This is a genomic window from Cupriavidus sp. GW823-FHT07B10, from assembly GCF_058794355.1.
In genome coordinates this window covers 123,249-147,752 of record NZ_JBXAGS010000010.1, presented here as the reverse complement: position 1 = coordinate 147,752, position 24,504 = coordinate 123,249, and the positions used below count along the sequence as shown (strand labels likewise).

Annotated in this window: 23 protein-coding genes and 2 pseudogenes; 17 read left to right on the top strand and 8 right to left on the bottom strand. The window is 63.1% G+C overall.

Annotation, left to right across the window (positions count from 1 at the left end):
* Positions 1 to 11: 11 nt before the first annotated feature.
* Positions 12 to 815: a posphoenolpyruvate synthetase regulatory kinase/phosphorylase PpsR gene (gene ppsR / locus AC1Q6V_RS21220; protein ID WP_010809585.1), complete on the bottom strand. Its 804-nt coding sequence runs from the start codon at positions 813 to 815 to the stop codon at positions 12 to 14.
* A gap of 397 nt (positions 816 to 1,212) precedes the next feature.
* Between ppsR and ppsA the strand changes: the two genes are divergently transcribed.
* The 3 genes from ppsA to AC1Q6V_RS21205 all read left to right on the top strand — a co-directional run bounded on the left by ppsA (position 1,213) and on the right by AC1Q6V_RS21205 (position 5,205).
* The gene (ppsA, locus tag AC1Q6V_RS21215) at positions 1,213 to 3,597 is read left to right on the top strand and encodes a phosphoenolpyruvate synthase (RefSeq protein WP_010809584.1); all 2,385 of its coding nucleotides are present in this window, start codon (positions 1,213 to 1,215) and stop codon (positions 3,595 to 3,597) included.
* Between the two features lie 152 nt (positions 3,598 to 3,749).
* Positions 3,750 to 4,172 (top strand): NfeD family protein, encoded by a 423-nt coding sequence (locus tag AC1Q6V_RS21210; RefSeq protein ID WP_010809583.1) that lies wholly within the window; start codon positions 3,750 to 3,752, stop codon positions 4,170 to 4,172.
* A 100-nt stretch (positions 4,173 to 4,272) separates the two neighbouring features.
* On the top strand, positions 4,273 to 5,205 hold the full coding sequence (locus tag AC1Q6V_RS21205; protein WP_010809582.1) for an SPFH domain-containing protein: 933 nt from the start codon (positions 4,273 to 4,275) through the stop codon (positions 5,203 to 5,205).
* A 40-nt stretch (positions 5,206 to 5,245) separates the two neighbouring features.
* On the opposite strand, the gene smpB is transcribed toward AC1Q6V_RS21205, so the two are convergent.
* Positions 5,246 to 5,698 (bottom strand): SsrA-binding protein SmpB, encoded by a 453-nt coding sequence (smpB, locus tag AC1Q6V_RS21200; RefSeq protein ID WP_010809581.1) that lies wholly within the window; start codon positions 5,696 to 5,698, stop codon positions 5,246 to 5,248.
* Between the two features lie 178 nt (positions 5,699 to 5,876).
* Here smpB and AC1Q6V_RS21195 point away from each other — a divergent pair, with 178 nt between their 5' ends.
* Both AC1Q6V_RS21195 and AC1Q6V_RS21190 read left to right on the top strand, forming a co-directional pair.
* The gene (locus AC1Q6V_RS21195) at positions 5,877 to 6,314 is read left to right on the top strand and encodes a type II toxin-antitoxin system RatA family toxin (RefSeq protein WP_010809580.1); all 438 of its coding nucleotides are present in this window, start codon (positions 5,877 to 5,879) and stop codon (positions 6,312 to 6,314) included.
* Complete coding sequence (locus AC1Q6V_RS21190; protein WP_010809579.1) at positions 6,301 to 6,648, top strand: RnfH family protein; 348 nt, start codon at positions 6,301 to 6,303, stop codon at positions 6,646 to 6,648. Before AC1Q6V_RS21195 ends, AC1Q6V_RS21190 begins: the two co-directional genes overlap by 14 nt.
* Before the next feature lie 54 nt (positions 6,649 to 6,702).
* Here AC1Q6V_RS21190 and AC1Q6V_RS21185 read toward each other — a convergent pair whose 3' ends face one another.
* Together AC1Q6V_RS21185 and AC1Q6V_RS21180 are read right to left on the bottom strand one after the other, a co-directional pair.
* Positions 6,703 to 7,227, bottom strand: a complete 525-nt coding sequence (locus AC1Q6V_RS21185; RefSeq protein WP_011615466.1) for a DUF4124 domain-containing protein — start codon at positions 7,225 to 7,227, stop codon at positions 6,703 to 6,705.
* A 203-nt stretch (positions 7,228 to 7,430) separates the two neighbouring features.
* Positions 7,431 to 8,390 carry a DMT family transporter gene (locus AC1Q6V_RS21180; RefSeq protein ID WP_041687398.1) on the bottom strand — a complete coding sequence of 320 codons (960 nt, stop codon included), beginning with the start codon at positions 8,388 to 8,390 and terminating at the stop codon, positions 7,431 to 7,433.
* Between the two features lie 124 nt (positions 8,391 to 8,514).
* Here AC1Q6V_RS21180 and guaB point away from each other — a divergent pair, with 124 nt between their 5' ends.
* The 4 genes from guaB to AC1Q6V_RS21160 all read left to right on the top strand — a co-directional run bounded on the left by guaB (position 8,515) and on the right by AC1Q6V_RS21160 (position 13,949).
* Complete coding sequence (gene guaB / locus AC1Q6V_RS21175; protein ID WP_010809576.1) at positions 8,515 to 9,978, top strand: IMP dehydrogenase; 1,464 nt, start codon at positions 8,515 to 8,517, stop codon at positions 9,976 to 9,978.
* Positions 9,979 to 10,173: 195 nt separating this feature from the next.
* Positions 10,174 to 10,797 (top strand): membrane protein, encoded by a 624-nt coding sequence (locus AC1Q6V_RS21170; protein ID WP_010809575.1) that lies wholly within the window; start codon positions 10,174 to 10,176, stop codon positions 10,795 to 10,797.
* Complete coding sequence (guaA, locus tag AC1Q6V_RS21165; RefSeq protein ID WP_439667963.1) at positions 10,772 to 12,391, top strand: glutamine-hydrolyzing GMP synthase; 1,620 nt, start codon at positions 10,772 to 10,774, stop codon at positions 12,389 to 12,391. The genes AC1Q6V_RS21170 and guaA overlap by 26 nt, the downstream gene beginning before the upstream one ends.
* A 301-nt stretch (positions 12,392 to 12,692) precedes the next feature.
* Positions 12,693 to 13,949 carry a tyrosine-type recombinase/integrase gene (locus AC1Q6V_RS21160; RefSeq protein ID WP_439670616.1) on the top strand — a complete coding sequence of 419 codons (1,257 nt, stop codon included), beginning with the start codon at positions 12,693 to 12,695 and terminating at the stop codon, positions 13,947 to 13,949.
* 308 nt (positions 13,950 to 14,257) lie between these two features.
* Here the strand turns inward: AC1Q6V_RS21160 and AC1Q6V_RS21155 are convergent, their stop codons facing one another.
* From AC1Q6V_RS21155 to AC1Q6V_RS21140, 4 genes and pseudogenes are all read right to left on the bottom strand, one after another.
* Positions 14,258 to 15,277, bottom strand: coding sequence for a Bug family tripartite tricarboxylate transporter substrate binding protein (locus AC1Q6V_RS21155; RefSeq protein WP_010809572.1), 1,020 nt, complete (start codon positions 15,275 to 15,277; stop codon positions 14,258 to 14,260).
* Positions 15,278 to 15,325: 48 nt separating this feature from the next.
* Positions 15,326 to 16,366, bottom strand: coding sequence for a mannonate dehydratase (gene uxuA / locus AC1Q6V_RS21150; protein WP_010809571.1), 1,041 nt, complete (start codon positions 16,364 to 16,366; stop codon positions 15,326 to 15,328).
* Positions 16,367 to 16,501: 135 nt separating this feature from the next.
* Positions 16,502 to 17,008, bottom strand: a complete 507-nt coding sequence (locus AC1Q6V_RS21145; RefSeq protein WP_010809570.1) for a gluconokinase — start codon at positions 17,006 to 17,008, stop codon at positions 16,502 to 16,504.
* A 132-nt stretch (positions 17,009 to 17,140) separates the two neighbouring features.
* Positions 17,141 to 17,481, bottom strand: a pseudogene (locus AC1Q6V_RS21140) (phosphogluconate dehydratase); the annotation flags it as partial.
* Positions 17,482 to 17,796: 315 nt separating this feature from the next.
* On the opposite strand from AC1Q6V_RS21140, the pseudogene AC1Q6V_RS21135 reads away from it, so the two are divergent.
* The 8 genes and pseudogenes from AC1Q6V_RS21135 to AC1Q6V_RS21100 form a co-directional block, all read left to right on the top strand.
* Positions 17,797 to 18,153, top strand: a pseudogene (locus tag AC1Q6V_RS21135) (MurR/RpiR family transcriptional regulator); the annotation flags it as partial.
* A 349-nt stretch (positions 18,154 to 18,502) separates the two neighbouring features.
* Complete coding sequence (locus AC1Q6V_RS21130; protein WP_037023734.1) at positions 18,503 to 19,951, top strand: glucose/sorbosone family PQQ-dependent dehydrogenase; 1,449 nt, start codon at positions 18,503 to 18,505, stop codon at positions 19,949 to 19,951.
* Between the two features lie 72 nt (positions 19,952 to 20,023).
* Positions 20,024 to 20,104 carry a pyrroloquinoline quinone precursor peptide PqqA gene (gene pqqA / locus AC1Q6V_RS21125; protein ID WP_081050279.1) on the top strand — a complete coding sequence of 27 codons (81 nt, stop codon included), beginning with the start codon at positions 20,024 to 20,026 and terminating at the stop codon, positions 20,102 to 20,104.
* An 11-nt stretch (positions 20,105 to 20,115) separates the two neighbouring features.
* Complete coding sequence (pqqB, locus tag AC1Q6V_RS21120) at positions 20,116 to 21,045, top strand: pyrroloquinoline quinone biosynthesis protein PqqB (protein ID WP_058698003.1); 930 nt, start codon at positions 20,116 to 20,118, stop codon at positions 21,043 to 21,045.
* Positions 21,038 to 21,790 carry a pyrroloquinoline-quinone synthase PqqC gene (gene pqqC / locus AC1Q6V_RS21115; protein WP_010809565.1) on the top strand — a complete coding sequence of 251 codons (753 nt, stop codon included), beginning with the start codon at positions 21,038 to 21,040 and terminating at the stop codon, positions 21,788 to 21,790. Before pqqB ends, pqqC begins: the two co-directional genes overlap by 8 nt.
* On the top strand, positions 21,784 to 22,059 hold the full coding sequence (pqqD, locus tag AC1Q6V_RS21110) for a pyrroloquinoline quinone biosynthesis peptide chaperone PqqD (protein WP_454750403.1): 276 nt from the start codon (positions 21,784 to 21,786) through the stop codon (positions 22,057 to 22,059). The genes pqqC and pqqD overlap by 7 nt, the downstream gene beginning before the upstream one ends.
* Positions 22,052 to 23,158 (top strand): pyrroloquinoline quinone biosynthesis protein PqqE, encoded by a 1,107-nt coding sequence (gene pqqE / locus AC1Q6V_RS21105; RefSeq protein ID WP_037023732.1) that lies wholly within the window; start codon positions 22,052 to 22,054, stop codon positions 23,156 to 23,158. The genes pqqD and pqqE overlap by 8 nt, the downstream gene beginning before the upstream one ends.
* A gap of 7 nt (positions 23,159 to 23,165) precedes the next feature.
* Complete coding sequence (locus AC1Q6V_RS21100) at positions 23,166 to 24,494, top strand: carbohydrate porin (protein WP_454750404.1); 1,329 nt, start codon at positions 23,166 to 23,168, stop codon at positions 24,492 to 24,494.
* Positions 24,495 to 24,504: the final 10 nt, after the last annotated feature.

Below are 24,504 nucleotides of genomic sequence, written 5' to 3'. Positions count from 1 at the left end.
CCGCTTTTTTCTTAGTAGTTGTCGCGATCGACCTTGATCTCCTGCAGGATCGTGGTCGCGATCTCTTCAATCGATTTGTGCGTGGAAGAGAGCCATTTGATCCCTTCGCGCCGCATCATCGCCTCGGCCTCGTTGACCTCGTAGCGGCAGTTTTCCAGCGCCGCATACTTGCTGCCGGGGCGGCGCTCGTTGCGGATCTCGGTCAGGCGCTGCGGATCGATCGACAGGCCGAAGATCTTCGGCTTGAACGCATACAACGCCGACGGCAGCCGGCCGCGCTCGAAATCGTCGGGGATCAGCGGGTAATTGGCCGCCTTCAGCCCGTATTGCATGGCCAGGTAGAGGCTGGTCGGGGTCTTGCCGCTGCGCGATACGCCCACCAGGATCACATCGGCTTCTTCCAGGTTCTTGTGTGACTGGCCGTCATCATGCGCCAGCGAGAAGTTGATCGCCTCGATCCGGTTTTTGTAAGCCTCTGTGTCAGCGTTCTGGTGGAAGCGGCCGATGGCGTGAGTCGACTTCAGCCCCAGTTCTTTCTCAAGCGGCTCGATGAAGGTCTGGAACATGTCCAGGATCATCGCCTTGGCGCGGCGCAGTGCCTTGTTCGCTTCCTGGTTGACCAGGGTGGTGAAGACGATGGGCGGCACGCCTTCGTTGTGGAATGCCTCATTGATCTTGCCGACGGCGATATGTGCCTTTTCCGGGGTATCGACGAAGGGCATGCGCACCTTGCGGAAGCGCATCTCGAACTGGGCCAGGATGGAGTGGCTGAACGTCTCCGCCGTGATGCCGGTGCCATCCGAGACGATGAACACGGTGCGGACCGCAGGGCGCTCGCTGGCCTGGGGCGCGGGAGCGGAGGGGGATTCAGGCTGCGTTCCAGGCTGGGACCCGGGCGTCGCCGTTCCGGGCGCTTCTGGCAGGGACATGGGGATGGCGCAATAAATAAATAGATTCAATCTTCCGCAGAAAAGTGCGGCGCAGCACGGTAGAATAGCGGCGATCTTTTCGCTAAGCAATTCCGCAGGGTGCCTGTCCATGGAACAATCCGGGCCCGGAATTGTCGACAATCTGCGCTACGCGATGAGAGCCGTAGCGCCAGGTCCGCAGCGCCAGTTCGGGGTTGCTTAGCCAAGCGATCAGTCCGGGAACAGAACTCCAAGAACATACCGGACATGCGCGACAAGTTTTCTACTTTGTTTTGAGGCTCTCATGACTAACCAGGCAGATAACGGCGCCTACGTGTTGCCGTTCGAGCAGTTGCGCATGGCTGACGTGGAAATCGTCGGCGGTAAGAATTCGTCGCTGGGCGAGATGATCTCCCAGCTGGCGGAGGCCGGCGTCCGGGTTCCCGGCGGCTTTGCCACCACCGCGCTCGCCTTCCGCGACTTCCTTGCCCACAACAACCTGACCGAGCGCATTTCCCAGCGCCTGAAGACCCTGAACGTCGACGACGTCAAGGCGCTGGCCGAGGCCGGTGCCGAGATCCGCGAGTGGGTCGCCTCCGCGCCGTTCCAGCCGCGCCTGGAACAGGAAATCCGTGAATCCTACGCCCGCGTGGCCGAGCGCGAAGGCGCCGAGGCCTCGTTCGCCGTGCGTTCGTCGGCCACCGCCGAAGACCTGCCCGACGCCTCGTTCGCCGGCCAGCAGGAGTCCTACCTGAACGTCAGCGGCATCGACGACGTGCTCGACAAGATCAAGCACGTGTTTGCGTCGCTGTACAACGACCGCGCCATTTCCTACCGCGTGCACAAGGGCTTTGCCCATGACGTGGTGGCACTGTCCGCCGGTATCCAGCGCATGGTCCGTTCGGACCTGGCCGCTTCGGGCGTGATGTTCACCATCGACACCGAATCCGGCTTCCCCGACGTGGTCTTCATCACCTCCAGCTACGGCCTGGGCGAAACGGTGGTGCAGGGCGCGGTCAACCCGGACGAGTTCTACGTCTTCAAGCCGACGCTGCAGGCCGGCAAGTACCCGATCATCCGCCGCTCGATCGGCTCCAAGCTGATCAAGATGGAATTCACCAAGCCGGGCGAAGCCGGCCGCGTGAAGACCGTCGACGTGCCGGGCGAACTGCGCAACCGCTACTCGATCAGCGACGAGGACGTGACCGAGCTGTCCCGCTACGCGATGATCATCGAGAAGCACTATGGCCGCCCGATGGACATCGAGTGGGGCAAGGACGGCAAGGATGGCAAGATCTACATCCTGCAGGCCCGCCCGGAAACGGTGAAGAGCCAGTCCGCCGGCAAGGCTGAGCTGCGCTTCAAGCTCAAGGGCACCGCTCCCGTGCTGACCAGCGGCCGCGCCATCGGCCAGAAGATCGGCACCGGCCCGGTGCGCGTGATCAACGACCCGTCCGAGATGGAACGCGTGCAGCCCGGCGACGTGCTGGTGGCTGACATGACCGACCCGAACTGGGAGCCGGTGATGAAGCGCGCCTCGGCCATCGTCACCAACCGTGGCGGCCGTACCTGCCACGCGGCCATCATCGCGCGTGAACTGGGCGTGCCGGCCGTGGTCGGCTGCGGCGATGCCACCGACATCCTCAAGGACGGCACGCTGGTGACGGTATCGTGCGCCGAAGGCGACGAAGGCCGCATCTACGACGGCCTGCTGGAAACCGAAGTGACCGAAGTCCAGCGTGGCGACATGCCGGAAATCGATGTCAAGCTGATGATGAACGTGGGCAACCCGCAGCTGGCGTTCGACTTCGCGCAGATCCCGAACTGCGGCGTCGGCCTGGCCCGCCTGGAATTCATCATCAACAACAACATCGGCGTCCACCCGAAGGCCATCCTCGACTACCCGCAAGTCGATGCCGACCTGAAGAAGGCCGTGGAAAGCGTGGCCCGCGGCCATGCCAGCCCGCGCGCGTTCTACGTCGACAAGCTGGCCGAGGGCATCGCCACCATCGGCGCGGCCTTCTACCCGAAGCCCGTGATCGTGCGCCTGTCGGACTTCAAGTCCAACGAGTACAAGAAGCTGATCGGCGGTTCGCGCTACGAGCCGGACGAGGAAAACCCGATGCTGGGCTTCCGCGGCGCCTCGCGCTACATCGCCGACGACTTTGCCGAAGCGTTCGAGATGGAATGCAAGGCCATGAAGCGCGTGCGTGACGAAATGGGCCTGACCAACGTCGAGATCATGGTGCCGTTCGTGCGTACGCTGGGCCAGGCCGAGAAGGTCATCGAGCTGCTGGCCAAGCACGGCCTGAAGCGGGGTGAGAACGGCCTGCGCGTCATCATGATGTGCGAAGTGCCGTCGAATGCGATCCTGGCCGAAGAGTTCCTGCAGTACTTCGACGGCTTCTCGATCGGCTCGAACGACCTGACCCAGCTCACGCTGGGCCTGGACCGCGACTCCGGCATGGAGCTGCTGGCCAAGGACTTCGACGAACGCGATCCGGCAGTGCGGTTCATGCTGTCGCGCGCCATCGAGGCCTGCCTCCGCCTGGACAAGTACGTCGGCATCTGCGGCCAGGGCCCTTCGGACCATCCGGACTTTGCCGAATGGCTGGCCAAGGAAGGCATCAAGTCGATCTCGCTGAACCCGGACTCGGTGGTCGAGACCTGGCAAAAGCTGGCTTCCTGAAGCATTTGACGTCACAATAACGACATTGCCGGCGCCTTCTGGCAGCCGGCAGGCACCGGCCCTGCGTCAGGTGTTGCTACTGCCCCGCAGACGCTGAAAGGCGCTGCGGGGTTTTTACTTTTCGGGATGTATCTGGACGAACGGGAGCTTGGATGGCGTACTACATCTGGTTCGTGGCAGCGGTCGCGCTGGTGATCATCGAGATGAACACCGGCACCTTCTACCTGCTGATGGTGGCGGTGGGGCTGGCCGCCGGCGGCGTGGGGGCCTTGCTGGGATTGTCGCCGGCCGCGCAGACGCTGGTGGCGGCGCTGGTCGCTGCGGTGCTGATCGCCGGCCTGCGCCGCACCCGCTTTGGCAAGCTGCGGCGCGGCAACGCCGCCGCCGATCCCAACGTCAATATCGATATCGGCCAGGAGCTGGACGTGCCCGGCTGGGACGCCAACGGGCGCGCCCGCGTGCCGTACCGCGGCGCCGACTGGACCGTGGAGCTGGCGCCCAACTGTGCCGCCGCACCAGGACGCCACCGCATCGTCGCGGTGCGCGGCAGCACCCTGGTCGTGTCTCCCCGCTGAAACCCTGTCTTATTGCGCAGCGCGGCAATTGTCGCGCTGCGATCCGTCTGCCGCCGCCTGGCGGCTCCGTACTGCTGTCTTCTGTCTGGAGGGTCGTTACATGCTCGCATTTCAGCTTGGTTTGTTGCCGCTGATCATCCTCATTGCCGTTATCGTGCTGATTGCCAAGGGCATCAAGATCGTGCCGCAGCAGCATGCCTGGGTGCTCGAGCGCCTGGGCCGCTATCACGCGACGCTGACGCCGGGGCTGTCGATCGTGGTGCCGTTCGTCGACCGCGTCGCCTACAAGCACGTGCTCAAGGAAATCCCGCTGGACGTGCCCAGCCAGGTCTGCATCACCAAGGACAACACCCAGCTGCAGGTCGATGGCGTGCTGTACTTCCAGGTCACGGACCCGATGAAGGCATCGTATGGATCGAGCAACTTCGTGGTGGCGATCACGCAGCTGTCGCAGACCACGCTGCGCTCGGTGATCGGCAAGCTGGAGCTCGACAAGACCTTCGAGGAGCGCGAGTTCATCAACCACAGCGTGGTCAACGCGCTGGACGAGGCCGCATCCAACTGGGGCGTCAAGGTGCTGCGCTACGAGATCAAGGACCTGACCCCGCCCAAGGAGATCCTGCACGCGATGCAGGCGCAGATTACCGCCGAACGTGAAAAGCGCGCGCTGATCGCGGCGTCGGAGGGCAAGCGCCAGGAGCAGATCAACCTGGCCACGGGCGCGCGCGAGGCGGCGATCCAGAAGTCAGAGGGCGAGCGGCAGGCCGCCATCAACACGGCCCAGGGCGAGGCGAGCGCGATCCTGGCGGTGGCCGAGGCCAACGCGCAGGCGATCCAGAAGATCGGCAATGCGATCCGCACCGAAGGTGGCATGGATGCGGTCAACCTGAAGGTGGCCGAGGAATACGTGGCCGCGTTCGGCAACCTGGCCAAGCAGGGCAATACGCTGATCGTGCCGGGCAATATGGGCGACATGAGCAGCATGATCGCGGCCGCCCTGCAGATCGTGAAGGGGCAGCAGAAGGCTGCCTGAAGGGGCTGACGGACACGCCGCGGCAGCGCGGCGCCGGGGCTCAGTCCTTGGCGTCGCCCTTCATGATGCGGGCCTTCTCGCGCTGCCAGTCGCGCTGTTTCTCGGTCTCGCGCTTGTCGAACTGCTTCTTGCCCTTGGCCAGGCCGATCTCGCATTTGACGCGGCCGCGCGTGTAGTGCAGGTTCAGCGGGACCAGCGTGTAGCCGCGCTGCTCGACCTTGCCGATCAGCTTCTTGATCTCGTCGGCCTTGAGCAGCAGCTTGCGGGTGCGCACCGGGTCGGGATTGACGTGGGTGGAGGCGCTTTGCAGCGGACTGATATGGGCGCCGATCAGGAACATCTCGGCGTCGCGCACCACCACGTAGCCCTCCTTGATCTGCACCCGCCCGGCGCGGATTGCCTTGACCTCCCAGCCTTCCAGCACGATCCCGGCCTCATAGCGCTCCTCGATGAAGTAATCGAAGAAGGCCTTTTTGTTATCTGCAATGGTCATGCGTGCGGGTGGGGTGCGGTAGGGTGGAATTCAGCCGTTTCGCTGCGGCGCCACATGGCAGGATGCCGCGGGGCGCGCGTGTCGGCTAAAATCCGAATTCTAGCAAACCAGCCCCGGCACAGGCGCATGCCTGCCGCGCACAGCGTGCGGCATGGCCGCAAGCCAGATTTTCCCATACATGGCAGACGTCCATAAATCCGTACTGCTCGGCTACTCGGCCGCGCAGATGTACGACCTGGTCACGCGCGTGGAGGACTATCCCAAGTTCCTTCCATGGTGCGGTGGCGTGGAGGTGTTCGAGCAGACCGATACCATGCTCGACGCCAAGATCCATATCCACTTCAAGGGGATCCAGCAGTTCTTCCACACCCGCAATACGCAGGAGCGCCCCACCCGTATCGACATGACCTTTGCCGACGGGCCGTTCAAGACCTTCAACGGCGCATGGCGCTTTACGCCCCTGCGCGAAGACGCCTGCAAGATCGAATTCCACCTGCACTATGAGTTTTCCAGCCTGCTGCTGGAAAAAATCATCGGCCCGGTCTTCAGCATGATTGCCAATACCTTTGTCGACGCCTTCGTCAAGCGGGCCGAGGTGGTCTATGTCGCCAACTGACGCCGGCGCGGGGACGGTGCATATCGCGGTCTGCTATGCGCGGCCCGATAGCGTCTTCCTGAAGGAGATCGACGTGCCAGCCGGCACCACGATTGCCGCGGCCATAGTCGGCTCCGGGCTGCAGCAGGCCTGTCCGGAGGTGGACCCGTCGACCATGCGGGTGGGCATCTTCGGCAAGCTCAAGACGCCGGAGACGGTGGTGCGCGAAGGCGACCGCGTGGAGGTTTACCGGCCCTTGACCGCCGATCCCAAGCAGGCGCGCCGCAAGCGGGTGCAGAAGCAGCGCGCGGGCGGCACGCGCGAAGGCCAGAAGTGGTTGCGCGGCAGCGGCTGAGCCGAGCCTGCCAGGCATGCAAACGGGGCCGATGCGCCCCGTTTTTCTTTGGTTTCAGCTGCAGTTCTTCTCGAGGCTGGCGTTGGTCTTGAGCACCTCGGCCTGGCGTTGGTCGCTGTTCAGGTGTTGCAGCGAACCGTCCGGACCCGCCACCGCGGCGCGCATGCCTTGCTGCAGGCCGTTGGCGTAGTTGCGCAGCTGCGCGCAGCGGGCCTCGCGCTCGGCCGCCTCGCTTTCCTTGCGGGCCTCTTCGGTAGCGGCTTTCAGGCTGGCCTCGCGGCGCTTCTGGAAGGCTTCTTCGGGGGTCGGCGCCGGGGCCGCGGCGGGCTTGGCCGAGGCCTTGGCCGGAGCCGGGGCAGGGGCAGGGGCGGGCGCCCCGGCATTGGCGGCCTCCACCGGCTGGAGCTCGCCGGCAAAGCGGCCCGGGGCACGCAGCACCCTGGCTGCCGCCGCTGACGGCGGCACGTCGCTGTAGACCATGCGGCCGTTGGCGTCGCGCCATTGCCAGTAGGCAAGGGCCTGGACGGGAACGGCGAGAGTGGCGGCGGCAAGCAGGCACAGCGCGGACGATCGTTTCATGGCGAGGCGTCTTAAAGTGACTCGGAAGTAACTGGTGCGGCTGGAATCGTGCTGGGCCGCCGGCTGCGCGCATGGCGATGCCGCGGCAGGACAGCCGCGGCGATGGCTTGGCGCCCGCCCGGTATCAGGTGCGTAGCGCCGGTTTGACCCTGGTAAAGCTGTTGTTCGTGGCGCGTGTGACCCCCGCGCCATCGTTCGCTAGTCTACGCAGACTTGTCGGTGGCGTGCAAGCGCACCGACCAGGCCACGCCGACCATCAGCAACACAATGGCGGCGATTTCCAGCGGCCGCGGCCAGCGGTGGTCGAAGACAAAGCCGTAGGCCAGCGCGAACAGCGTCTCGAACACGATCATCTGGCCCGACAGCGTCAGCGGCAGGCGCCGGCTGGCGATGTTCCACAGGTTGTTGCCAATCAGCGACGCACCCAGCGCCACTGCGGCATTGACCATCCAGAACCACTGCCAGTCACGGCCGCTGTCGCCCGCGGTCAGCGTGTCGCCCGCCAGCACCCAGCCGATCACGGCCAGCACCGCCGACACCGCGCCGGTCGACAACCCGTACAGCGCCGACCATTCATTGCCGCTGTAGTGCGGGTTGCGCTGCAGGTAGCGTGCGTTATCGACCGCGTAGAGCGTCCAGCAGACCAGCGCGCCGGCCGCGCAGCAGACCCCGGCCAGTTTCTGCCAGACCGGCCGGATTGCCGCACCGGCTGCCGCCGCGTGGGCGCTCTGGCCGCCGCCGAACAGGTCGATATTGATGCAGGCGATGCCGGCGGCCACCACCAGCAGCGGCCACATCAGCCGCGACAGCGGCACGGCGCCGTGGTCGCGCCGGCCCATGATGGTGACCGAGATCGGCAGGATGCCGATGATCAGGGAGGTGGGGCCCACCCCGGCGAGCTGCACGCCGAAGGCCAGCAGCACGTAGTAGAGCAGGTTGCCGGTGAAGGCCTGGCGCAGCAGCGCCACGCAGTCCGCCCGGGTCAGCTTGCGCGCGATGCGCTTCATCAGCGGCAGCGCGGCCACGAAGGCGACCAGGCCGTAGGCCAGGTAGCGGCCGATGGCCAGCTCCCACGGCGAGAACACGGGCAGCAGCTTGGGGGCGATAAAGACCATGCCCCAGAAGGCGCCTGCCAGCAGCCCGCACAATACGCCGATTCCCATGCTTCGCGTTCGCCCGAATAAAAGGACGACGAGCATAGCAGACCGCTTCCAGGAAAGCCCATTGCAGTGCATCAGCAAAGCGCGCATTCCTGTATAATTCGGTTTTGCGCCTAGAGGATTTGCTATGCGTCTTGTCCAGAAAGCACTCACATTCGATGACGTGCTGCTCGTCCCGGCCTATTCGGCCGTTCTTCCCCGGGATGTCTCCCTCCGCACCAGCCTGACCCGCTCCATTGAACTGAACATCCCGCTGGTATCCGCGGCGATGGACACAGTGACGGAAGCCCGCCTGGCGATTTCCATGGCGCAGGCCGGCGGTATCGGCATCGTCCACAAGAACCTGAAGCCCGCCGACCAGGCCCGCGAAGTCGCGCGCGTGAAGCGCTATGAGTCGGGCGTGCTGCGTGATCCGATCACCATTTCGCCGGACATGAAGGTCCGCGATGTGATCGCGCTGTCGCAGCAACATGGCATTTCCGGCTTCCCGGTGCTGGAAGGCAAGGCCGTGGTCGGCATCATCACCAACCGCGACCTGCGCTTCGAGGAAGAGCTCGACGCCCCGGTGCGCGCCAAGATGACGCCCCGCGAAAAGCTGGTGACCGTGGCCGAAGGCGCGACACTGGAAGAAGCCAAGCGCCTGATGAACCGCCACCGCCTTGAGCGCGTGCTGGTGGTCAACCAGGCTTTCGAGCTGCGCGGCCTGATCACGGTGAAGGATATCCAGAAGGCAGTGGACAATCCGCTCGCCAGCAAGGACGAGCGCGGCCAGCTGCGCGTAGGCGCCGCGGTCGGCGTGGGTCCGGACAACGACGAGCGCGTCGAACTGCTGGTCAAGGCCGGCGTCGATGTGATTGTGGTGGATACGGCGCACGGCCATAGCCAGGGCGTGCTGGACCGCGTGCGCTGGGTCAAGCAGAACTTCCCGCAGGTGCAGGTGGTTGGCGGCAATATCGCCACCGGCGATGCCGCGCGTGCGCTGGTCGAGCATGGCGCCGACGGCGTCAAGGTCGGCATCGGCCCGGGCTCGATCTGCACCACGCGTATTGTTGCCGGCGTGGGCGTGCCCCAGATCACGGCGGTTTCCAACGTGGCCGAGGCCCTCAAGGGCACCGGCGTGCCGCTGATCGCTGACGGCGGCGTGCGCTATTCCGGCGATGTGGCCAAGGCCCTGGCGGCCGGCGCCCACACCGTGATGATGGGCGGCATGTTCTCGGGTACCGAGGAAGCGCCGGGCGAAACCTTCCTGTTCCAGGGCCGTTCGTTCAAGAGCTACCGCGGTATGGGTTCGGTGGGTGCGATGAAGGATGGCGCGGCAGACCGCTACTTTCAGGAAGACAACACCGCCAACGTCGACAAGCTGGTGCCGGAAGGCATCGAAGGCCGCGTGCCGTACAAGGGCTCGGTGATGGCGATCATCCACCAGCTGACCGGCGGCGTGCGTGCCTCGATGGGCTATTGCGGCAGCAAGTCGATTGCCGACTGGCACGAGAGCGCCCAGTTCGTCCAGATCACGGCAGCCGGCATGCGTGAATCGCACGTGCACGACGTGCAGATCACCAAGGAAGCGCCGAACTACCATATCGACTGACGCGCAGCGGCTGCGCCCGCCGCCTCGCGGCGGTGCGCGGCCGCAAGATCGTCGGGGCGAGGGCGCATTGCCGCGGGCGGCGCCTTCGCCTGACCGGAATGCCATCCGGCCGGCCGCTCGCCAAGCCGGTGTTGCCTGAACGTGGGCCGCACCCGCCGGCCGCACCATCGGCCGGGCCCATGACGAGGAGCGCCAATGAAGGTATTGCTGCGAGCCGTGCTGTTTTTTGATGCCCTGGTGGATTTGATGCTGGGCATCCTGCTGTTGATGTCCCCGTTCACCACGCTGTATGCGGCGCTGCAGTTGCCGCAGCCGCAACCGGCCCTGTTCGGGCAGCTGCTGGGCGTGGCACTGGTCGGCCTGGCCGCGCTGTTGTGGCAGGCAACGTTCAACGGCCAGCTGACGGTGCCAGTGGCGCGCACGGCCGGCTATGTGAACCTGGCCAGCGCAGTGCTGATCATTGCCTGGATGGTGTTCATGGAACTGCCGCTGGTCGGCGCGGGCAAGATCTGGCTGCCGGTGATGGCAGTGGTGCTGGCGTTTTTTGCGCTGGTGCAGATTCCCGCTTCCAGGCGCGTGCGCAACCGCGAAAGGCAGCTGAAGGCCGAGCGTGCGCTGCAGGAACAGGAACACAAGAAGGAAGTCCGCAAGGAACCCGGCGTCGCCCCCGCGGCGCGCCCAACGAATACCCCAGAATACCGGCGCGAGCCGGTCATCACGCCGCCGCCGGGCTATGGCCCCGGCACGGAAGTCGTGACCGAGCCCATCCCGGAAGACACGCCATCGGCCCATCATGCACGACAAAATCCTCATTCTTGATTTCGGCTCGCAGGTCACGCAGCTGATCGCCCGCCGCGTCCGCGAGGCGCACGTCTATTGCGAGATCCACCCGAACGACGTCTCCGACGACTTCGTCCGCGAGTTCGCCCCCAAGGCCATCATCCTGTCCGGCAGCCACGCCAGCACCTATGAAGACCACCAGCTGCGCGCGCCGCAGGCCGTGTGGGACCTGGGCGTGCCGGTGCTGGGCATCTGCTACGGCATGCAGACCATGGCCGTGCAGCTGGGCGGCAAGGTCGAGTGGAGCGACCACCGCGAATTCGGCTACGCCGAGGTGCGCGCCCATGGCCACACCAACCTGCTCAAGGACATCGAGGATTTCCGCACGCCGGAAGGCCATGGCATGCTCAAGGTCTGGATGAGCCACGGCGACAAGGTTGCCGGGCTGCCGCCGGGCTTCAAGCTGATGGCCTCCACCCCCAGCTGCCCGATCGCCGGCATGGCCGACGAGGCGCGCGGCTACTACGCGGTGCAGTTCCACCCCGAGGTCACGCATACCGCCAAGGGCCGCCAGATGCTGGAGCGCTTCGTGCTCGGCATCGCCGGCTGCAAGCCTGACTGGGTCATGCGCGACCATATCGAGGAAGCCGTCGCCAAGATTCGCGAGCAGGTCGGCGATGAAGAGGTCATCCTGGGCCTGTCCGGCGGCGTCGACTCGTCGGTGGCCGCGGCGCTGATCCACCGCGCCATTGGCGATCAGCTCACCTGCGTGTTCGTCGACCACGGCCTGCTGCGCCAGGACGAAGGCAAGCTGGTGATGGAAATGTTTGTCGGCCGCCTGCACGCCAAGGTCGTGCATATCGACGCCTCCGAACAGTTCCTCGGCCACCTGGCCGGCGTGACCGATCCCGAGCAGAAGCGCAAGATCATCGGCCGCGAGTTCGTGGAAGTGTTCCAGGCCGAGGCCAGGAAGCTGTCCAATGCAAAGTGGCTGGCGCAGGGCACGATCTATCCGGACGTGGTGGAGTCGGGTGGCACCAAGACCAAGAAGGCCACCACCATCAAGAGCCACCACAACGTCGGCGGCCTGCCGGAAACGCTGGGCCTGAAGCTGCTCGAGCCGCTGCGCGACCTGTTCAAGGACGAAGTGCGCGAGCTCGGCGTGGCCCTGGGCCTGCCGCCGGAAATGGTCTACCGCCACCCGTTCCCGGGCCCGGGCCTGGGCGTGCGCATCCTGGGCGAGGTCAAGCGCGACTACGCCGACCTGCTGCGCCGCGCCGATGCCATCTTCATCGAAGAACTGCGCAAGACCATCGCCACCGAACAGGACGCCGCCGCGGGCCTGTGCGAGCCGGACCTGGTCGGCAAGAGCTGGTACGACCTGACCAGCCAGGCCTTCGCCGTGTTCCTGCCGGTCAAGTCCGTGGGCGTGATGGGCGACGGCCGCACCTACGACTACGTCGTGGCGCTGCGCGCGGTGCAGACCACCGATTTCATGACCGCGCACTGGGCGCACCTGCCGTATGCGCTGCTGGGCCGTTGCTCTAACCGGATCATTAACGAAGTACGTGGCCTGAACCGGGTTGTGTATGACGTGTCGGGGAAACCGCCGGCGACGATTGAGTGGGAGTGAAACGGGGTTCTTCGGGGACTATTGCTAACTATCGAAAAGTCGCAGTAACGTGTTGATTTTAAAAGAAATACGTTGCGGTACCTATCGGTGGCTATCGCCGGCCAGCGGAACAAGTTGGCGGTAGAAGTGGCGGCAGAACTCGGAGGCCGGATTTAGATCCTCCCGTTTACTATCTGGACCAAATCGGTCTTTGACGGTAAAAGTCTCCTGAGGAAAGCTTGTTTTATGCGGCTTTCCGGGCATCAGCAGGTCTCCTGACCCCTGACGGTAAAAGCCGTCATGAACAGGAGGAAAAACCTCGATGCTTACCGACACCGCACTGCGGAATCTCAAGCCTAAGTCCAAGACTTATAAGGCTTTTGACCGCGACGGCATGTACGTGACGGTATCACCCACCGGTACCGTCACCTTCCGCTACGATTACCGTCTCAACGGGCGGCGGGAAACGCTGACCATCGGCCGCTATGGGCCGGCCGGTATCTCGCTGGCCCTTGCCCGCGAAAAGCTGCTTGACGCCAAGAAGGCCGTCACCCAGGGCAAATCCCCGGCGCAGGAGAAGCAGCGCGAGAAACGCCGGCTGACCGCCGCCAAGAGCTTCGGCGACATGACTGCCCGGTGGCTCGCCGATGCGCGGATGGCCGACAGCACACGGGCGATGCGCAAGAGCATCGTCGATCGGGACATCTTCGCGGCCTTTCAGAACAGGCTGCTCAATGAAATCACCGCTGATGACCTGCGTGCCTTGTGTAACAAGGTGAAGGCACGCGGTGCGCCCGCCACAGCGGTCCACATCCGCGACATCGTGAAGCAGGTCTATGCCTTCGCCATTTTGCCTGGAGGGAAGGTGAACAACCCGGCTGACGACGTGGGTGCGGCGTCGATTGCGACTTTCGTGCCGAAGGATCGCGCCTTGTCGCCGTTAGAGATCCGGCTAATGACGCGGCAGGTGGAGTCCGTGGCGACCTATCCGACCATCCGGCTGGCACTGCGCCTGATCCTCTTGACGCTGGTGCGCAAGAGTGAGCTGATCGAGGCGACCTGGAGCGAGGTCGATTTCGAGAACGCGACCTGGACGATCCCGAAGCAACGGATGAAGGGGCGCAATCCGCATGTCGTCTTTCTATCGCGCCAAGCGCTCGACATCTTCGTGGCGTTGCACACCTGCGCGGCAGGCTCCAAATTTGTACTGCCGTCACGCTATGACGCCGACCGCTGCATGTCGAAGGCAACCTTGAACCGGGTGACACAGATCGTGGCCGAGCGGGCCAAGGCCGCGGGATTGCCGCTGGAGCCGTTCACCGTCCACGACCTGCGCCGCACCGGCTCGACGCTGCTCAACGAGGTGGGCTTCAAGCGCGACTGGATAGAGAAGTGTCTGGCGCACGAGGAGGGACGTTCCTCGCGCTCGGTCTACAACAAGGCCGAGTACGCAGATCAGCGGCGCCACATGCTGCAGGAGTGGGCCGACATGGTCGACGCCTGGATCGATGGCCGGACGCATGTGCCGACGTTGCTGCCCGAAAACGTGTCGGTGCCGGTGCTGAGTGCGGCGCTGTGAGGAGATCCCCGTGGCAGCGGAGGGGCGTACCACGAGGAGGCGGGCGAGCTTACGGTCGGGCGGGCGACGGAATCCGTCGCGGAATTCGGGGTGGGACATCCTTGTGAGGCTTAGCCCGAAAGTACAAGAATCGAGCAGTATCGATAATGACACCTTTCCTTTGTTCCACGAGAGCGAAGCGATTGTGTCACCGGATTAACCTCGACATGCCTCGCTTCCCAGATCTGAATGGAACTGCCGCCCGCTTCGTGGGGGCGGGGGCGCGTTCATTCAATCCTTTGCACGCTCTCGTCTACGCCTGTGCTGTCTTAATCGGCCGAGATGTTGTTTGTCCTTACCACATCACCCCACATCTTGTAGTGGGTGCGGGTCAGGGTTGCGAGCTGCTCGGGCGTGCCGCCGCCGGGCTCGTCGCCGCGGTCGACGATGCTCTTGACGACTGCCGGGTCCTTCAGCGCCGTATTCAGGGCGCCGTTGGCCTTCTTGACGATGTCAGGGCTCAGGCCCGGTGGCCCGTACAGTCCGATGAACGAGATGATGGTGAAGTCCTTGATGCCGCTCTCGGTGGCCGTCGGCACATCCGGGATCATTGCCACGCGCTTGGGTCCGGTTACCATCAGCGGCCGCAGCTGGCCCGACTTGATGAAGGGCGCGACGACCGAGGTCGCGTCGAACATCGCATCCAGGCGTCCGGCCATCAGGTCGACCATCGCCGGGCTGCTGCCCTTGTAAGGCACATGGTTCATCTTCGGGCCGCCCATGCGCTCGCGCAGCAGTTCCATCGTGACATGCGGCAGTGCGCCGGTGCCACCCGAGCCATAGTCGATGGTCTTGCCCGACTTGTCCCGCGCCTTCACCTCCTCGACGAACTGCGCGTAGGTCTTGATGGGCGAGCTGGCGGGCACGACGAGGACCAGCGGAGATTGCAGCATCACGCCGATCGGCGTGAGCTTCTGCGGGTCGACGATGCCGAGCTTGGTGTAGACGTGCGGCATGATCGTCATCGAGCCGTTGCCTACCAGCAGCTTGTTCCCGTCCGGCGCCGCGCGCATTACCTCCACGGAGGCGATATTGCCGTTCACGCCGGCCTTGTTGTCGATGACGAACGACTGGCCGAGCGAACTCTGCAGGCCGTTGAGCAGCGCACGTCCCGCGAAGTCGGTTTGCCCCCCGGGCGGGAAGCCGACCAGCAGGGTAACCGGCTTGGTCGGCCAGGTGGTCTGAGCCCAGGCTGCCGTCGCGGTCAACGTGCCGAGGCCGAGCGCCGCGATGCCCAGGATCAACGCTGAACGGCGCGACGCCGCGAAAGAGTGCTTGGTAATTGTCATGACATGTCTCCAGTTAAGTCTTTTACAGGGTTGCAGTGGCACGGCGCTTCAGCCCGCTTTCTCCATCGCTTCCCACATCCCGTTGATATAGACCGCGCCGAGTGCCCGGTCATAGAGGCCGTATCCCGGCTTGCCCGTCTCGCCCCAGATCATGCGGCCGTGGTCGGGGCGGAAGTAGCCCTGGAAGCTGACGTCGTGGTATGCCTTGACGATCGCGGCGATATCCAGCGATCCGCAGCTCGACAGGTGGGCGGTTTCCTCGAAGTCGCCTTCCGGGGTGATCTTGACGTTGCGGATATGGGCGAAATGGATGCGTCCCATGCCGCCAAACTCGCGCACCAGCGCCTCGACGTTGTTCTGCGGGCCGGCGCCAAGCGAGCCCGAGCACAGCGTCAGGCCGTTTGCCTGCGTGTCGACGATGCTGAGGATGCGTGCCAGGTCGTCGCGGTTCTTGACGATGCGCGGCAGTCCGAAGATGGGGCGCGGCGGATCGTCCGGATGGATGGCCATCTTGATGCCGCACTCCTGGGCCACGGGAATGATCGCGCGCAGGAAATGCTCCAGATGCTGCCAGAGCCTGGCTTCGTCGATGCCGTGGTATTCGGCCAGCAGCGCCTGCAGTTCCCCTGGCCGGTAGCTGGAATCCCAGCCGGGCAGGGCGATGCCCTGGCTGACGTCGATCTGTTCGACCTCCCGGGTGCTGAAGGCAAGGCAGGTCGAGCCGTCATCGAGCTTTTTCGCCAGTTCTGTACGGGTCCAGTCGAACACCGGCATGAAGTTGTAGCAGATGACTTCGATGCCAGCGGCGGCCAGGTTCCTGATGTTCTGCTGGTAATTGGCGATCAGCAGTTCGCGCGTCGGCTTTCCGAGCTTGATGTTCTCGTGGACCGGGACCGACTCGACCACCTTGAACTGCAAGCCCGCCGCCTCGATGGTGGACTTGAGCGCCAGGATCTTGTCCAGCGGCCATACCTCGCCAACGGGTTCGTCGTAGATGGCCGAGACGATATGTGTCATGCCCGGGATCTGCCGGATGTATTCGAGAGGGATCGGGTCGGACGTGCCAAACCAGCGGAACGACATCTTCATGGGTGGGGCTTCCTTGGGGCGAGTCTGTTGAGGAACGGCGATCCAGGCTGGGATCGATGCGGACCGCCCGCGCTTCCCCTGCAATCGGCTCGGCCCCTGCCGTAATTGAGATGCGAGCGGAGAAAGCGTTGCGACTTAGCGAGCGAAGCTGCCGCCCTGGGGTGCGGCGGCTTGCAGGATCGTGTCGACCAGCGCTTCGGGCGACTGCCGGATATCCAGCACCAGCGCGCCACTCGGCTCTTCCAGGGTATCGAACTGGCTCTCCAGCAGCGCGGGGTTGAAGAAGTGGTCGGTGCGAGCGGACAGGCGCGCGCCGATCAGCGCGGCGTCGCCCTTCATGTAGACGAAGGTCACGCCGCCATCGGGCGGGGTCAGCCGGTCGCGGTAGCCCTGGCGCAGCGCCGAGCAGGTGAACACGTGCGCGCGCCCTTCGGTCCGGGCGGCATCGATGGCGGCGCGCATGCCAGCCAGCCAGGGCGAGCGGTCTTCGTCGGTGAGCGGGATACCCGTGTTCATCTTGGCCTTGTTGGCCTCGCTGTGGAATGCATCGGCGTCATGGAAGCCGCAGCCCAGGCGCTGCGCCAGCAACTGGCCGACCGTGGTCTTGCCGCTGCCGGAAACGCCCATCAGGATGTAGATCACGTCTGCTCCGTCGGTCTTGGTATCGGATGGTGTCACCCACCCTTGTTCAGTTCTTGTCATACCGGGGCGACGCCCCGGCGCAGGCACAAGGGCGTCCGGGGGTGTTGCCGCCCCGCGGTAACTTCGCGCCGGCTATTGCGCGACGGTTTGCGCCGCGGAGGCAGGAGTGGATGCGCCCTGGCCGGTGGCTGCCTCGGCCTCGGACAAGTCGAGTGCGCTGCCACCCTCTTCGGCGATGCGCGCATGGCGCCGGAACAGGCCGAACAAGCCGCGCCCCAGGCTGAATTGCGCGAAATCATCGTCCGGCGCCGCGGCCAGCTCGCGCGCAGCGAATTCGCCTTCGTCGCCGTGCCGGCAACGGCGTCGACACGGATGCGGTCGCCATCGCGCACGCGCGCCAGCGCGCCGCCGGCCAGCGCCTCGGGGCCGACGTGGATCACCGCCGGCACCTTGCCCGACGCGCCGGACATGCGCGCGGCTGGCGCGGCTGCGCGCAACGAGGCGTTCGGTGACGGCCAACAGCTCGGCATGGACGGCGATGGGCATGGCGAAGACGTTCCTCGTGGACTCGGCGACGGCGCAGCACGGGTGCGCAATGGCATGTAGAGTTTCTACATTATATCGACAGTGAGCATTCCGTCGATAGGGGTCAGGCGTCAAAATTGCTCGAAAATACGCGGAATACTGGAAAACCCTGAAAGCCAGCCGTGCACGACTCGGCACGATGTCTCGCCAATATTTGTAGAATCTCTACATTTCTAAGAGTTTGAATTCACTGCCATGTCGCCATGCGCGAACGAATCCTCGCCGTCTACGACACGCTCCGCCCCTCAGAACGCCGCCTGGCGGACTACATCGCCCGGCATGGCGCCGCCGTGATCCGGCTGTCGATGCCCGAGCTGGCCGAACGCGCCGGCGTCTCGCAGCCCACTATCGCGCGCTTCTGCGCGGCGCTGGGCTACGACGGCTTCCGCGAATTCAAGCTGCAGTTCGCACAGAACGTCGGGGGTGGCACGCCCTTCGTGCACCAGGACGTCGAGGCCCATGACCGCCCCGCCGATATCGCCGGCAAGGTTTTCGACCGCACCATTGCCACGTTGATGAGCGTGCGCAACGCGCTCTCGGTCGACCAGATCGAGCACGGCAGAACGTGGCGCCAAACGCCAGGCCGGCGATCCACGGCGCGCAGCCGCGAAGTGTAGTAAGTGAGGATAATCAGCGAGGGGCGACTGTTGCCAGCAACTGGAGGGCGAACCTTGGCGGAAATGGCATGCGTAGCTAAACTGGTTCTCGGTGCGGTTCTGGTTTGGGGATTTTGTATTTAAGTGCTGCGGTTTTGCATAAAAATGCGCATCATGGGAAGCGCCATTAATGTGCGTGCTCCGTTGCCTTGACTTGCCAATCTCTGTGGGCTATAAATTCCTCGCGAGCAATTCCAGGTTCTAATAAAAATTTCTCTGGCAATTTTGATGTATTTCAAAAGGGAGGTTGAGTATGAAATCCAGGGTTGCTTTCGCTTTAGCAGCGCCACTTTTACTGGCTGCGGCTTCGGTCAGGGCGGATCTGCCTCCGGCGACGGGCGAATCGGTCCCCGCGCTGCCAAAGAATTTCCAGAAATCGGTTATAGCTACCGGTTTGGCGAATCCTCACAATATGGTGTTCGGCCCAGATGGCAATCTCTGGTTAACTGAACAGATCGCCAAGCGAATTACTCGGGTCGATCCAAAGAACGGAAAGACAACGGTAGCGGTTGAGATCAATGACGCGGTGTACTCGGATGATCAGCAGGATGGCGTATTAGGACTCGCGCTTCATCCTGATTTGCTCAAGGGGAAAGGTCGAGATTATGTGTATGTTTCACTTTCATATTCGACCGGGCAAGGTGGTGAATTTCCAAATCGTACTGCCATCCGTCGCTATACCTATGACGCCAAGGCGCAGAAACTGGTATCGCCGGTAGACATCATCAAAGGCTTGCCGTCTGCGCATGATCACCAGTCGGCAAGGTTAATCTTCGGTCCGGATCAGAAGCTCTACTATTCAATCGGCGATCAGGGAAGAAATCAGCTTAAATACCTTTGCAAGCTGAACCAGGCACAAGTGCTGCCCACCGAAGCCGAAGTCAAGGCCGGAAACTGGGAGCATTACATGGGGAAGATCCTGCGATTGAACTTAGATGGCTCAATTCCACAGGATAACCCTACGATTCATGGCGTGAAAAGTCACGTCTATGCCTGGGGAATTCGCAATACGCAGGGCATGGTCTTCAGCCCCACGGGTAGACTGTTCGCGGTGGACCAGGGACCGAACACCGATGACGAGTTGAACCTGATCCTTCCTGGCCGGAACTACGGCTGGCCGAATGTTGCGGGCCGCAAGGATGATGCGGGATACGCCTATGCGAACTACTCGGCAGCAAAAGGCGGTTGCGAGAACGCCAAGGATACTTTCCAGAACGGCTTGAAAGCACCGGATGGGGTTCCTGTGACACGGGAATCTCAGTGGTCGGATCCTGATTTTGTGGAACCGCTAAAAACTTTCTTCAGTGTTGACAATAATTTCAACTTCAATAACAAGGTCTGCTCGGAAAAGGATCTCTACTATATCTGCTGGCCAACCATAGCACCGTCCGCGGTCTCCTACTACCGTGGCGGAAAGCAGAGTATTCCAGGGTGGGACAATTCTCTGCTTATCACGAGCCTCAAGCGCGGGATCATCTATCGCGTCCAATTGGATCCGACTGGCACCTTGCCGCTTGGTGATGCGCAACCGGTGTTCCGGTCGGTCAATCGCTATCGTGACCTGGTTGTAAGCCCGGATGGCAGCACACTCTATGTGGCAACGGATGTAAGCCACCTCGGGACGACGGAGGCAGGAAACGCAGCGTTCAAGCTCGAGAACCCCGGTTCGATCATTGCTTTCAAATACTCTCCGGCGAAGTAAGCGACGCTGGACCTTCGTTCGGTTTGAATCTGGCGATGCTATTCGGCATCGCCGTAACCTGGAGAAAAGACCATGCGTACCTGGACCAAGCCTGAAGTTGTCGAAGTCTGCCTCGGCTGCGAAATCAACTGTTACATGAGTGCTGAACGCTGAGCCGTTTTCACATGCTGCGTGTCATTGTGCTTGGCGCCGCGGCTGGTGGCGGTCTACCGCAATGGAACTGTGCCTGCACGGCATGCCGGGCTGCCCGTGAAGGGGCGCAGATCACGCCGCAGACGCAATCGTCTATTGCAGTATCCGCTGACGGTGTGCGTTGGGTGGTAGTTAATGCCTCGCCCGACATCCGCCAACAGTTTTCCGCAACGCATGTGTTGCACCCGATCAAAGGACCACGATCCAGTCCATTGAGTTCAGTGTTGCTGACCAATGCCGACGTCGACCATGTAGCCGGTCTGCTGTCGCTGCGCGAGGGGCACCCCTTCACCTTGTATGCGACTGACCGGGTGTTGCGGGTGCTGCAAGGCAACGCGATATTCAATGTGCTTGACCGGGGCAGCGTTGAGCGCCTTGCCCTCCGGTTGGATCAAGTCCAGCCTGTTTTCGATGCGCAGGGCTGCGACACTGGTGTACGAATCGAGCCGTTCGCCATTCCGGGAAAGGTTGCGCTGTGGCTCGAGGATCCGGAGGCAGCCGGTTTTGGGGGCGGACCTGAAGACACGATTGGGCTCGCACTTGGCACGACCGGATCTCGGTGCCGCTTGTTCTACATGCCTGGCTGCTCCGCGTTGCCGGATGCCATCAAGTCCCGCCTGGCGCGTGGTGACAGCCTTCTGTTTGACGGCACCACCTTCACGGAAGACGAGATGATTTCCAGCGGCGCGGGCAGCAAGACCGCCTCACGCATGGGTCATCTGCCGATCAGCGGGGCAAGGGGAGCCGTTGCACAGTGGGAGGGCGTTTCGCTCCAGCGCAAGCTGTTCATTCACATGAACAACACGAATCCGGTCTTGCTTCCGGACAGCAAGGAGCGGGCCTTCATCCGTGCGGCGGGCTGGGATACTACATACGATGGCATGGAGTTCTGCGTTGAGTAAATCTCTAACGGACGTGCTCTCCCCGGTGGCGCTTGAAGAAGCGTTGCGGGAAATCGGTCGGGAACGCTATCACAACCGGCACCCCTTCCATCGCCTGCTGCATGCCGGGGCGCTGACGCTGGGCCAAGTTCAGGCTTGGGCGCTGAACCGCTATTGCTATCAGGCAGCAATCCCGCGCAAGGATGCGGCGCTTATCAGCCGTGTGAAGGACCGTGGCTTGCGACGTGAATGGGTGCACCGGATCCTGGACCACGATGGCTGGGGCGAGGAGGAGGGCGGTATAGACCGGTGGCTATTCCTGACAGAGAGCCTGGGCCTGGACTATGACTATGTTGTTTCGCAGCGGGGTGCACTCCCGGCAACGGTATTTGCCGTTGAGGCTTACGTTGATTTCGTTGCGAGACACCCCCCTGTCATTGCGGTGGCCTCGTGCCTGACCGAGCTTTTTGCGCCGGACATCCATCGGGAGCGCATTGCCGGCATGCTGAAGAATTACTCGTTCATTAATGAATCGGTTCTCAGCTATTTCCAATGCCGGCTTGAGCAGGCGCCGCTGGATGCGGAGTTTGCGCTGGACTATGTCAAGCGTCACGCACGCACGCTTGATGAGCAACAGGGCGTGCTCGATGCGCTAGTGTTCAAGTGCAACGTACTGTGGGCTCAACTCGATGCGCTCTACGCGGCGTACGTGTCGCCAGGCTTGATTCCGCCAGGCGCATTCGATCCTGGCGTGCCGCGATGCTGACGCTCGAGGCTAGCGTGCGGCTTGCACGCGGCACCCGGCTGCAGTACGACGCGGTTCGACAGCGTTGGGTACTGCTCGGCCCGGAAAGGATGCTTGTGCTTGACGATATGGCGCGACTGATTGTGGAGCGCAGTAGTGAGCACCCGACCATCGGCACACTTTGCGACGCGCTGGCTGCTGAGTTTGACGCGCCGCTGGCGACGATCCAGGCCGACGTGCTGGCGTTGTTCACCTGCATGACGCAGCGGGGGTTCCTACATCATGCATGATGATGCTGCCGTTGGGCCCCCGCTCGCCGTTCTGCTGGAACTGACCCATCGGTGCCCGCTGCGCTGCGCCTATTGCTCCAACCCGCTTGGCTTGACGCCGGGATCGCAAGAGCTTTCGACTGCCGACTGGTGTGCAGTATTAGACCAGGCCGCGGCACTGGGTGTGCTGCAGGTCCATTTCTCGGGCGGCGAGCCCATGGCCCGCGAAGACCTGCCGCAACTGGTCTCGCATGCAAGCAGGGCGGGACTGTACAGCAACCTCATCACATCCGGCGTGCTGCTGGATGATGCCAGGCTGGGCGCTTTGGTTGATGCCGGCCTATGCCACGTACAGCTGAGTTTCCAGGGATTGGATGAACGGCAGGCTGAGGCGATCTCGGGTTTCAGAGGCGGCGTGGCGAGGAAGCGCGAGGCAATGGCGCGTGTCCAGGACGCAGGCTTGGCGCTGACGCTGAATTTCGTCGTCACCCGCCAGAATGCTGATCAACTGGATGCCATGCTGCACTATGCCGATGCGCACCGGATCGCGCGCGTGGAAGTGGCTAACGCTCAATACTACGGCTGGGCTCTGCATAATCGCGCCGCCCTGATGCCTACCGAGTCCCAGCTCGAGCAGATGGACCGGCTGGTCCAGGCATGGCGTGAGCGGGTGAAAGAGCGCATGGTCATTGACTATGTCATGCCCGACTACTATGGGCGTCGTCCGAAAGCCTGCATGGGTGGTTGGGCGCAGCGCTTTCTCAATGTCATGCCGGAAGGGACTTTGGTTCCGTGCCACGCGGCGCAGACGATTGCGCATCTTGTATTTCCGCGTTTTCCCGCAAGCACGCTGGCGTCCGCGTGGTTCGAGTCGGCGGCGTTTGCTGCCTATCGCGGCACGGCCTGGATGTCTGAGCCATGCCGCAGTTGTCATGCAAGAGAGCGCGACTGGGGCGGATGCCGTTGCCAGGCCCTGGCGTTGGCAGGCGACGCAGGCGCAGCCGACCCGGTCTGTGAATTTTCCTCCGAACATCAGCATGTCGTCATGTTGGCGCATCGCGATTCCCAAGCCGGCGATGCGCCGCTGCAGTTGCGCGGCTTTTCTAAGAGCGGGAGTTAACATATCAATGCGTAACAAGCGCTTCCCTGTACTATGCCAACGCGCCGCTGCCATCGCCGTCGCGGCTGCGGCATTCACCCTGTGCCCCACCCCTGCTGGGGCCTACGACATCGCAACCAGTCCCTATCTGCTGGGGGACTGGGGAGGGATGCGTACGCGCCTGGAAGAGCAGGGGGTGATGTTCAGTATTGGCTACCTTAGTGAAGTGGCGCACAACTTTAGCGGCGGCACCGATCACCTGACGCGCTATACCGATCAGTGGGCGTTTGGGGCCACGCTGGACCTGAACAAGCTCTGGGGCTGGGCGGGCGGCACGTTCCAGTTCACCATGACCGACCGTAACGGACGGAATCTCGGGGCTGACGCGAATATCGGCAACAACATGCTGATCCAGGAAGTCTTCGGCCGTGGCCAGACCTGGCACCTCACGCAGTTGTGGCTGAACCAGAAACTCCTTGACGAACGCCTGGAGATCAAGCTCGGACGGTTGACAGTCGGCGAGGACTTTTTCAGTTTCTCCTGCGACTTCCAGAACCTTACGTTTTGCGGATCACAACCGGGTAACCTGGTGGGCGACTACTGGGTCAACTGGCCAACCAGCCAGTGGGCCACACGCATTAAATTTCACGCTTCCCGGGAAACCTATGTGCAGACGGGCGTGTATCAGGTCAATCCAAATTACGTTGACGACAGTTACGCACGCCACAACGGCTGGAAGCCGAACAACCCAAGCGGAACCACAGGCGCGCTGATCCCGCTGGAAGCGGGGTGGCAACCGACCTGGCAGGGTCTTCCTGGCTCCTACAAGGTCGGCGGCTGGTACAACACGTCGGACGCTGACGACCTGTATTTTGATATAAACCATAACCCCCGCGGCGCTACCGGATTGGATCCGCTCAAGCGCTCCGGCCGGTTCGGCGTCTATCTGAGCCTGCAGCAGCAAGTCACCGGAACGGCCGGTGGCCGCGGCGCTACGGTTTTTCTGAACTTCTCCCATGCTGACCGCAATACCGCGCAACTGGATCACCAGATCACGATGGGAGTTCAGTACAAGGGGCCGTTTGAGAGCCGTGCGCAAGACTCGATCGGCTTTGCAGTAGGTGCCACCCACAACAATGAGCGTTTTGCCGATTTCGTGCAACAGAACAACGCACGTACCGGTCAGAATGTGGTTGCAGGCAGCGGATACGAGTATGTTAGCGAACTGTATTACTCGTGGTCTCCGGTGCCCTCGGTATTCCTGCGTCCCAACTTGCAATACATTCTTCACCCCGGCGGCACATCCCGTAACAGTAACGCGTTTGTGATCGGCTTGAAATCCGGTGTTACGTTCTAGGGAAGCTGGA

Coding starts and splice junctions, on each gene's coding strand:
- AC1Q6V_RS21205 (WP_010809582.1), top strand. CDS start 4,273: ATGCTCGCATTTCAGCTTGGTTTGTTGCCGCTGATCATCCTCATTGCC.
- pqqA (WP_081050279.1), top strand. CDS start 20,024: ATGCGTACCTGGACCAAGCCTGAAGTTGTCGAAGTCTGCCTCGGCTGC.
- AC1Q6V_RS21160 (WP_439670616.1), top strand. CDS start 12,693: ATGCTTACCGACACCGCACTGCGGAATCTCAAGCCTAAGTCCAAGACT.
- AC1Q6V_RS21210 (WP_010809583.1), top strand. CDS start 3,750: ATGGCGTACTACATCTGGTTCGTGGCAGCGGTCGCGCTGGTGATCATC.
- AC1Q6V_RS21155 (WP_010809572.1), bottom strand. CDS start 15,277: ATGACAATTACCAAGCACTCTTTCGCGGCGTCGCGCCGTTCAGCGTTG.
- smpB (WP_010809581.1), bottom strand. CDS start 5,698: ATGACCATTGCAGATAACAAAAAGGCCTTCTTCGATTACTTCATCGAG.
- pqqE (WP_037023732.1), top strand. CDS start 22,052: ATGCATGATGATGCTGCCGTTGGGCCCCCGCTCGCCGTTCTGCTGGAA.
- guaB (WP_010809576.1), top strand. CDS start 8,515: ATGCGTCTTGTCCAGAAAGCACTCACATTCGATGACGTGCTGCTCGTC.
- guaA (WP_439667963.1), top strand. CDS start 10,772: ATGCACGACAAAATCCTCATTCTTGATTTCGGCTCGCAGGTCACGCAG.
- pqqB (WP_058698003.1), top strand. CDS start 20,116: ATGCTGCGTGTCATTGTGCTTGGCGCCGCGGCTGGTGGCGGTCTACCG.
- ppsA (WP_010809584.1), top strand. CDS start 1,213: ATGACTAACCAGGCAGATAACGGCGCCTACGTGTTGCCGTTCGAGCAG.
- pqqD (WP_454750403.1), top strand. CDS start 21,784: ATGCTGACGCTCGAGGCTAGCGTGCGGCTTGCACGCGGCACCCGGCTG.
- AC1Q6V_RS21170 (WP_010809575.1), top strand. CDS start 10,174: ATGAAGGTATTGCTGCGAGCCGTGCTGTTTTTTGATGCCCTGGTGGAT.
- uxuA (WP_010809571.1), bottom strand. CDS start 16,366: ATGAAGATGTCGTTCCGCTGGTTTGGCACGTCCGACCCGATCCCTCTC.
- AC1Q6V_RS21190 (WP_010809579.1), top strand. CDS start 6,301: ATGTCGCCAACTGACGCCGGCGCGGGGACGGTGCATATCGCGGTCTGC.
- AC1Q6V_RS21185 (WP_011615466.1), bottom strand. CDS start 7,227: ATGAAACGATCGTCCGCGCTGTGCCTGCTTGCCGCCGCCACTCTCGCC.
- AC1Q6V_RS21180 (WP_041687398.1), bottom strand. CDS start 8,390: ATGGGAATCGGCGTATTGTGCGGGCTGCTGGCAGGCGCCTTCTGGGGC.
- AC1Q6V_RS21130 (WP_037023734.1), top strand. CDS start 18,503: ATGAAATCCAGGGTTGCTTTCGCTTTAGCAGCGCCACTTTTACTGGCT.
- AC1Q6V_RS21195 (WP_010809580.1), top strand. CDS start 5,877: ATGGCAGACGTCCATAAATCCGTACTGCTCGGCTACTCGGCCGCGCAG.
- AC1Q6V_RS21100 (WP_454750404.1), top strand. CDS start 23,166: ATGCGTAACAAGCGCTTCCCTGTACTATGCCAACGCGCCGCTGCCATC.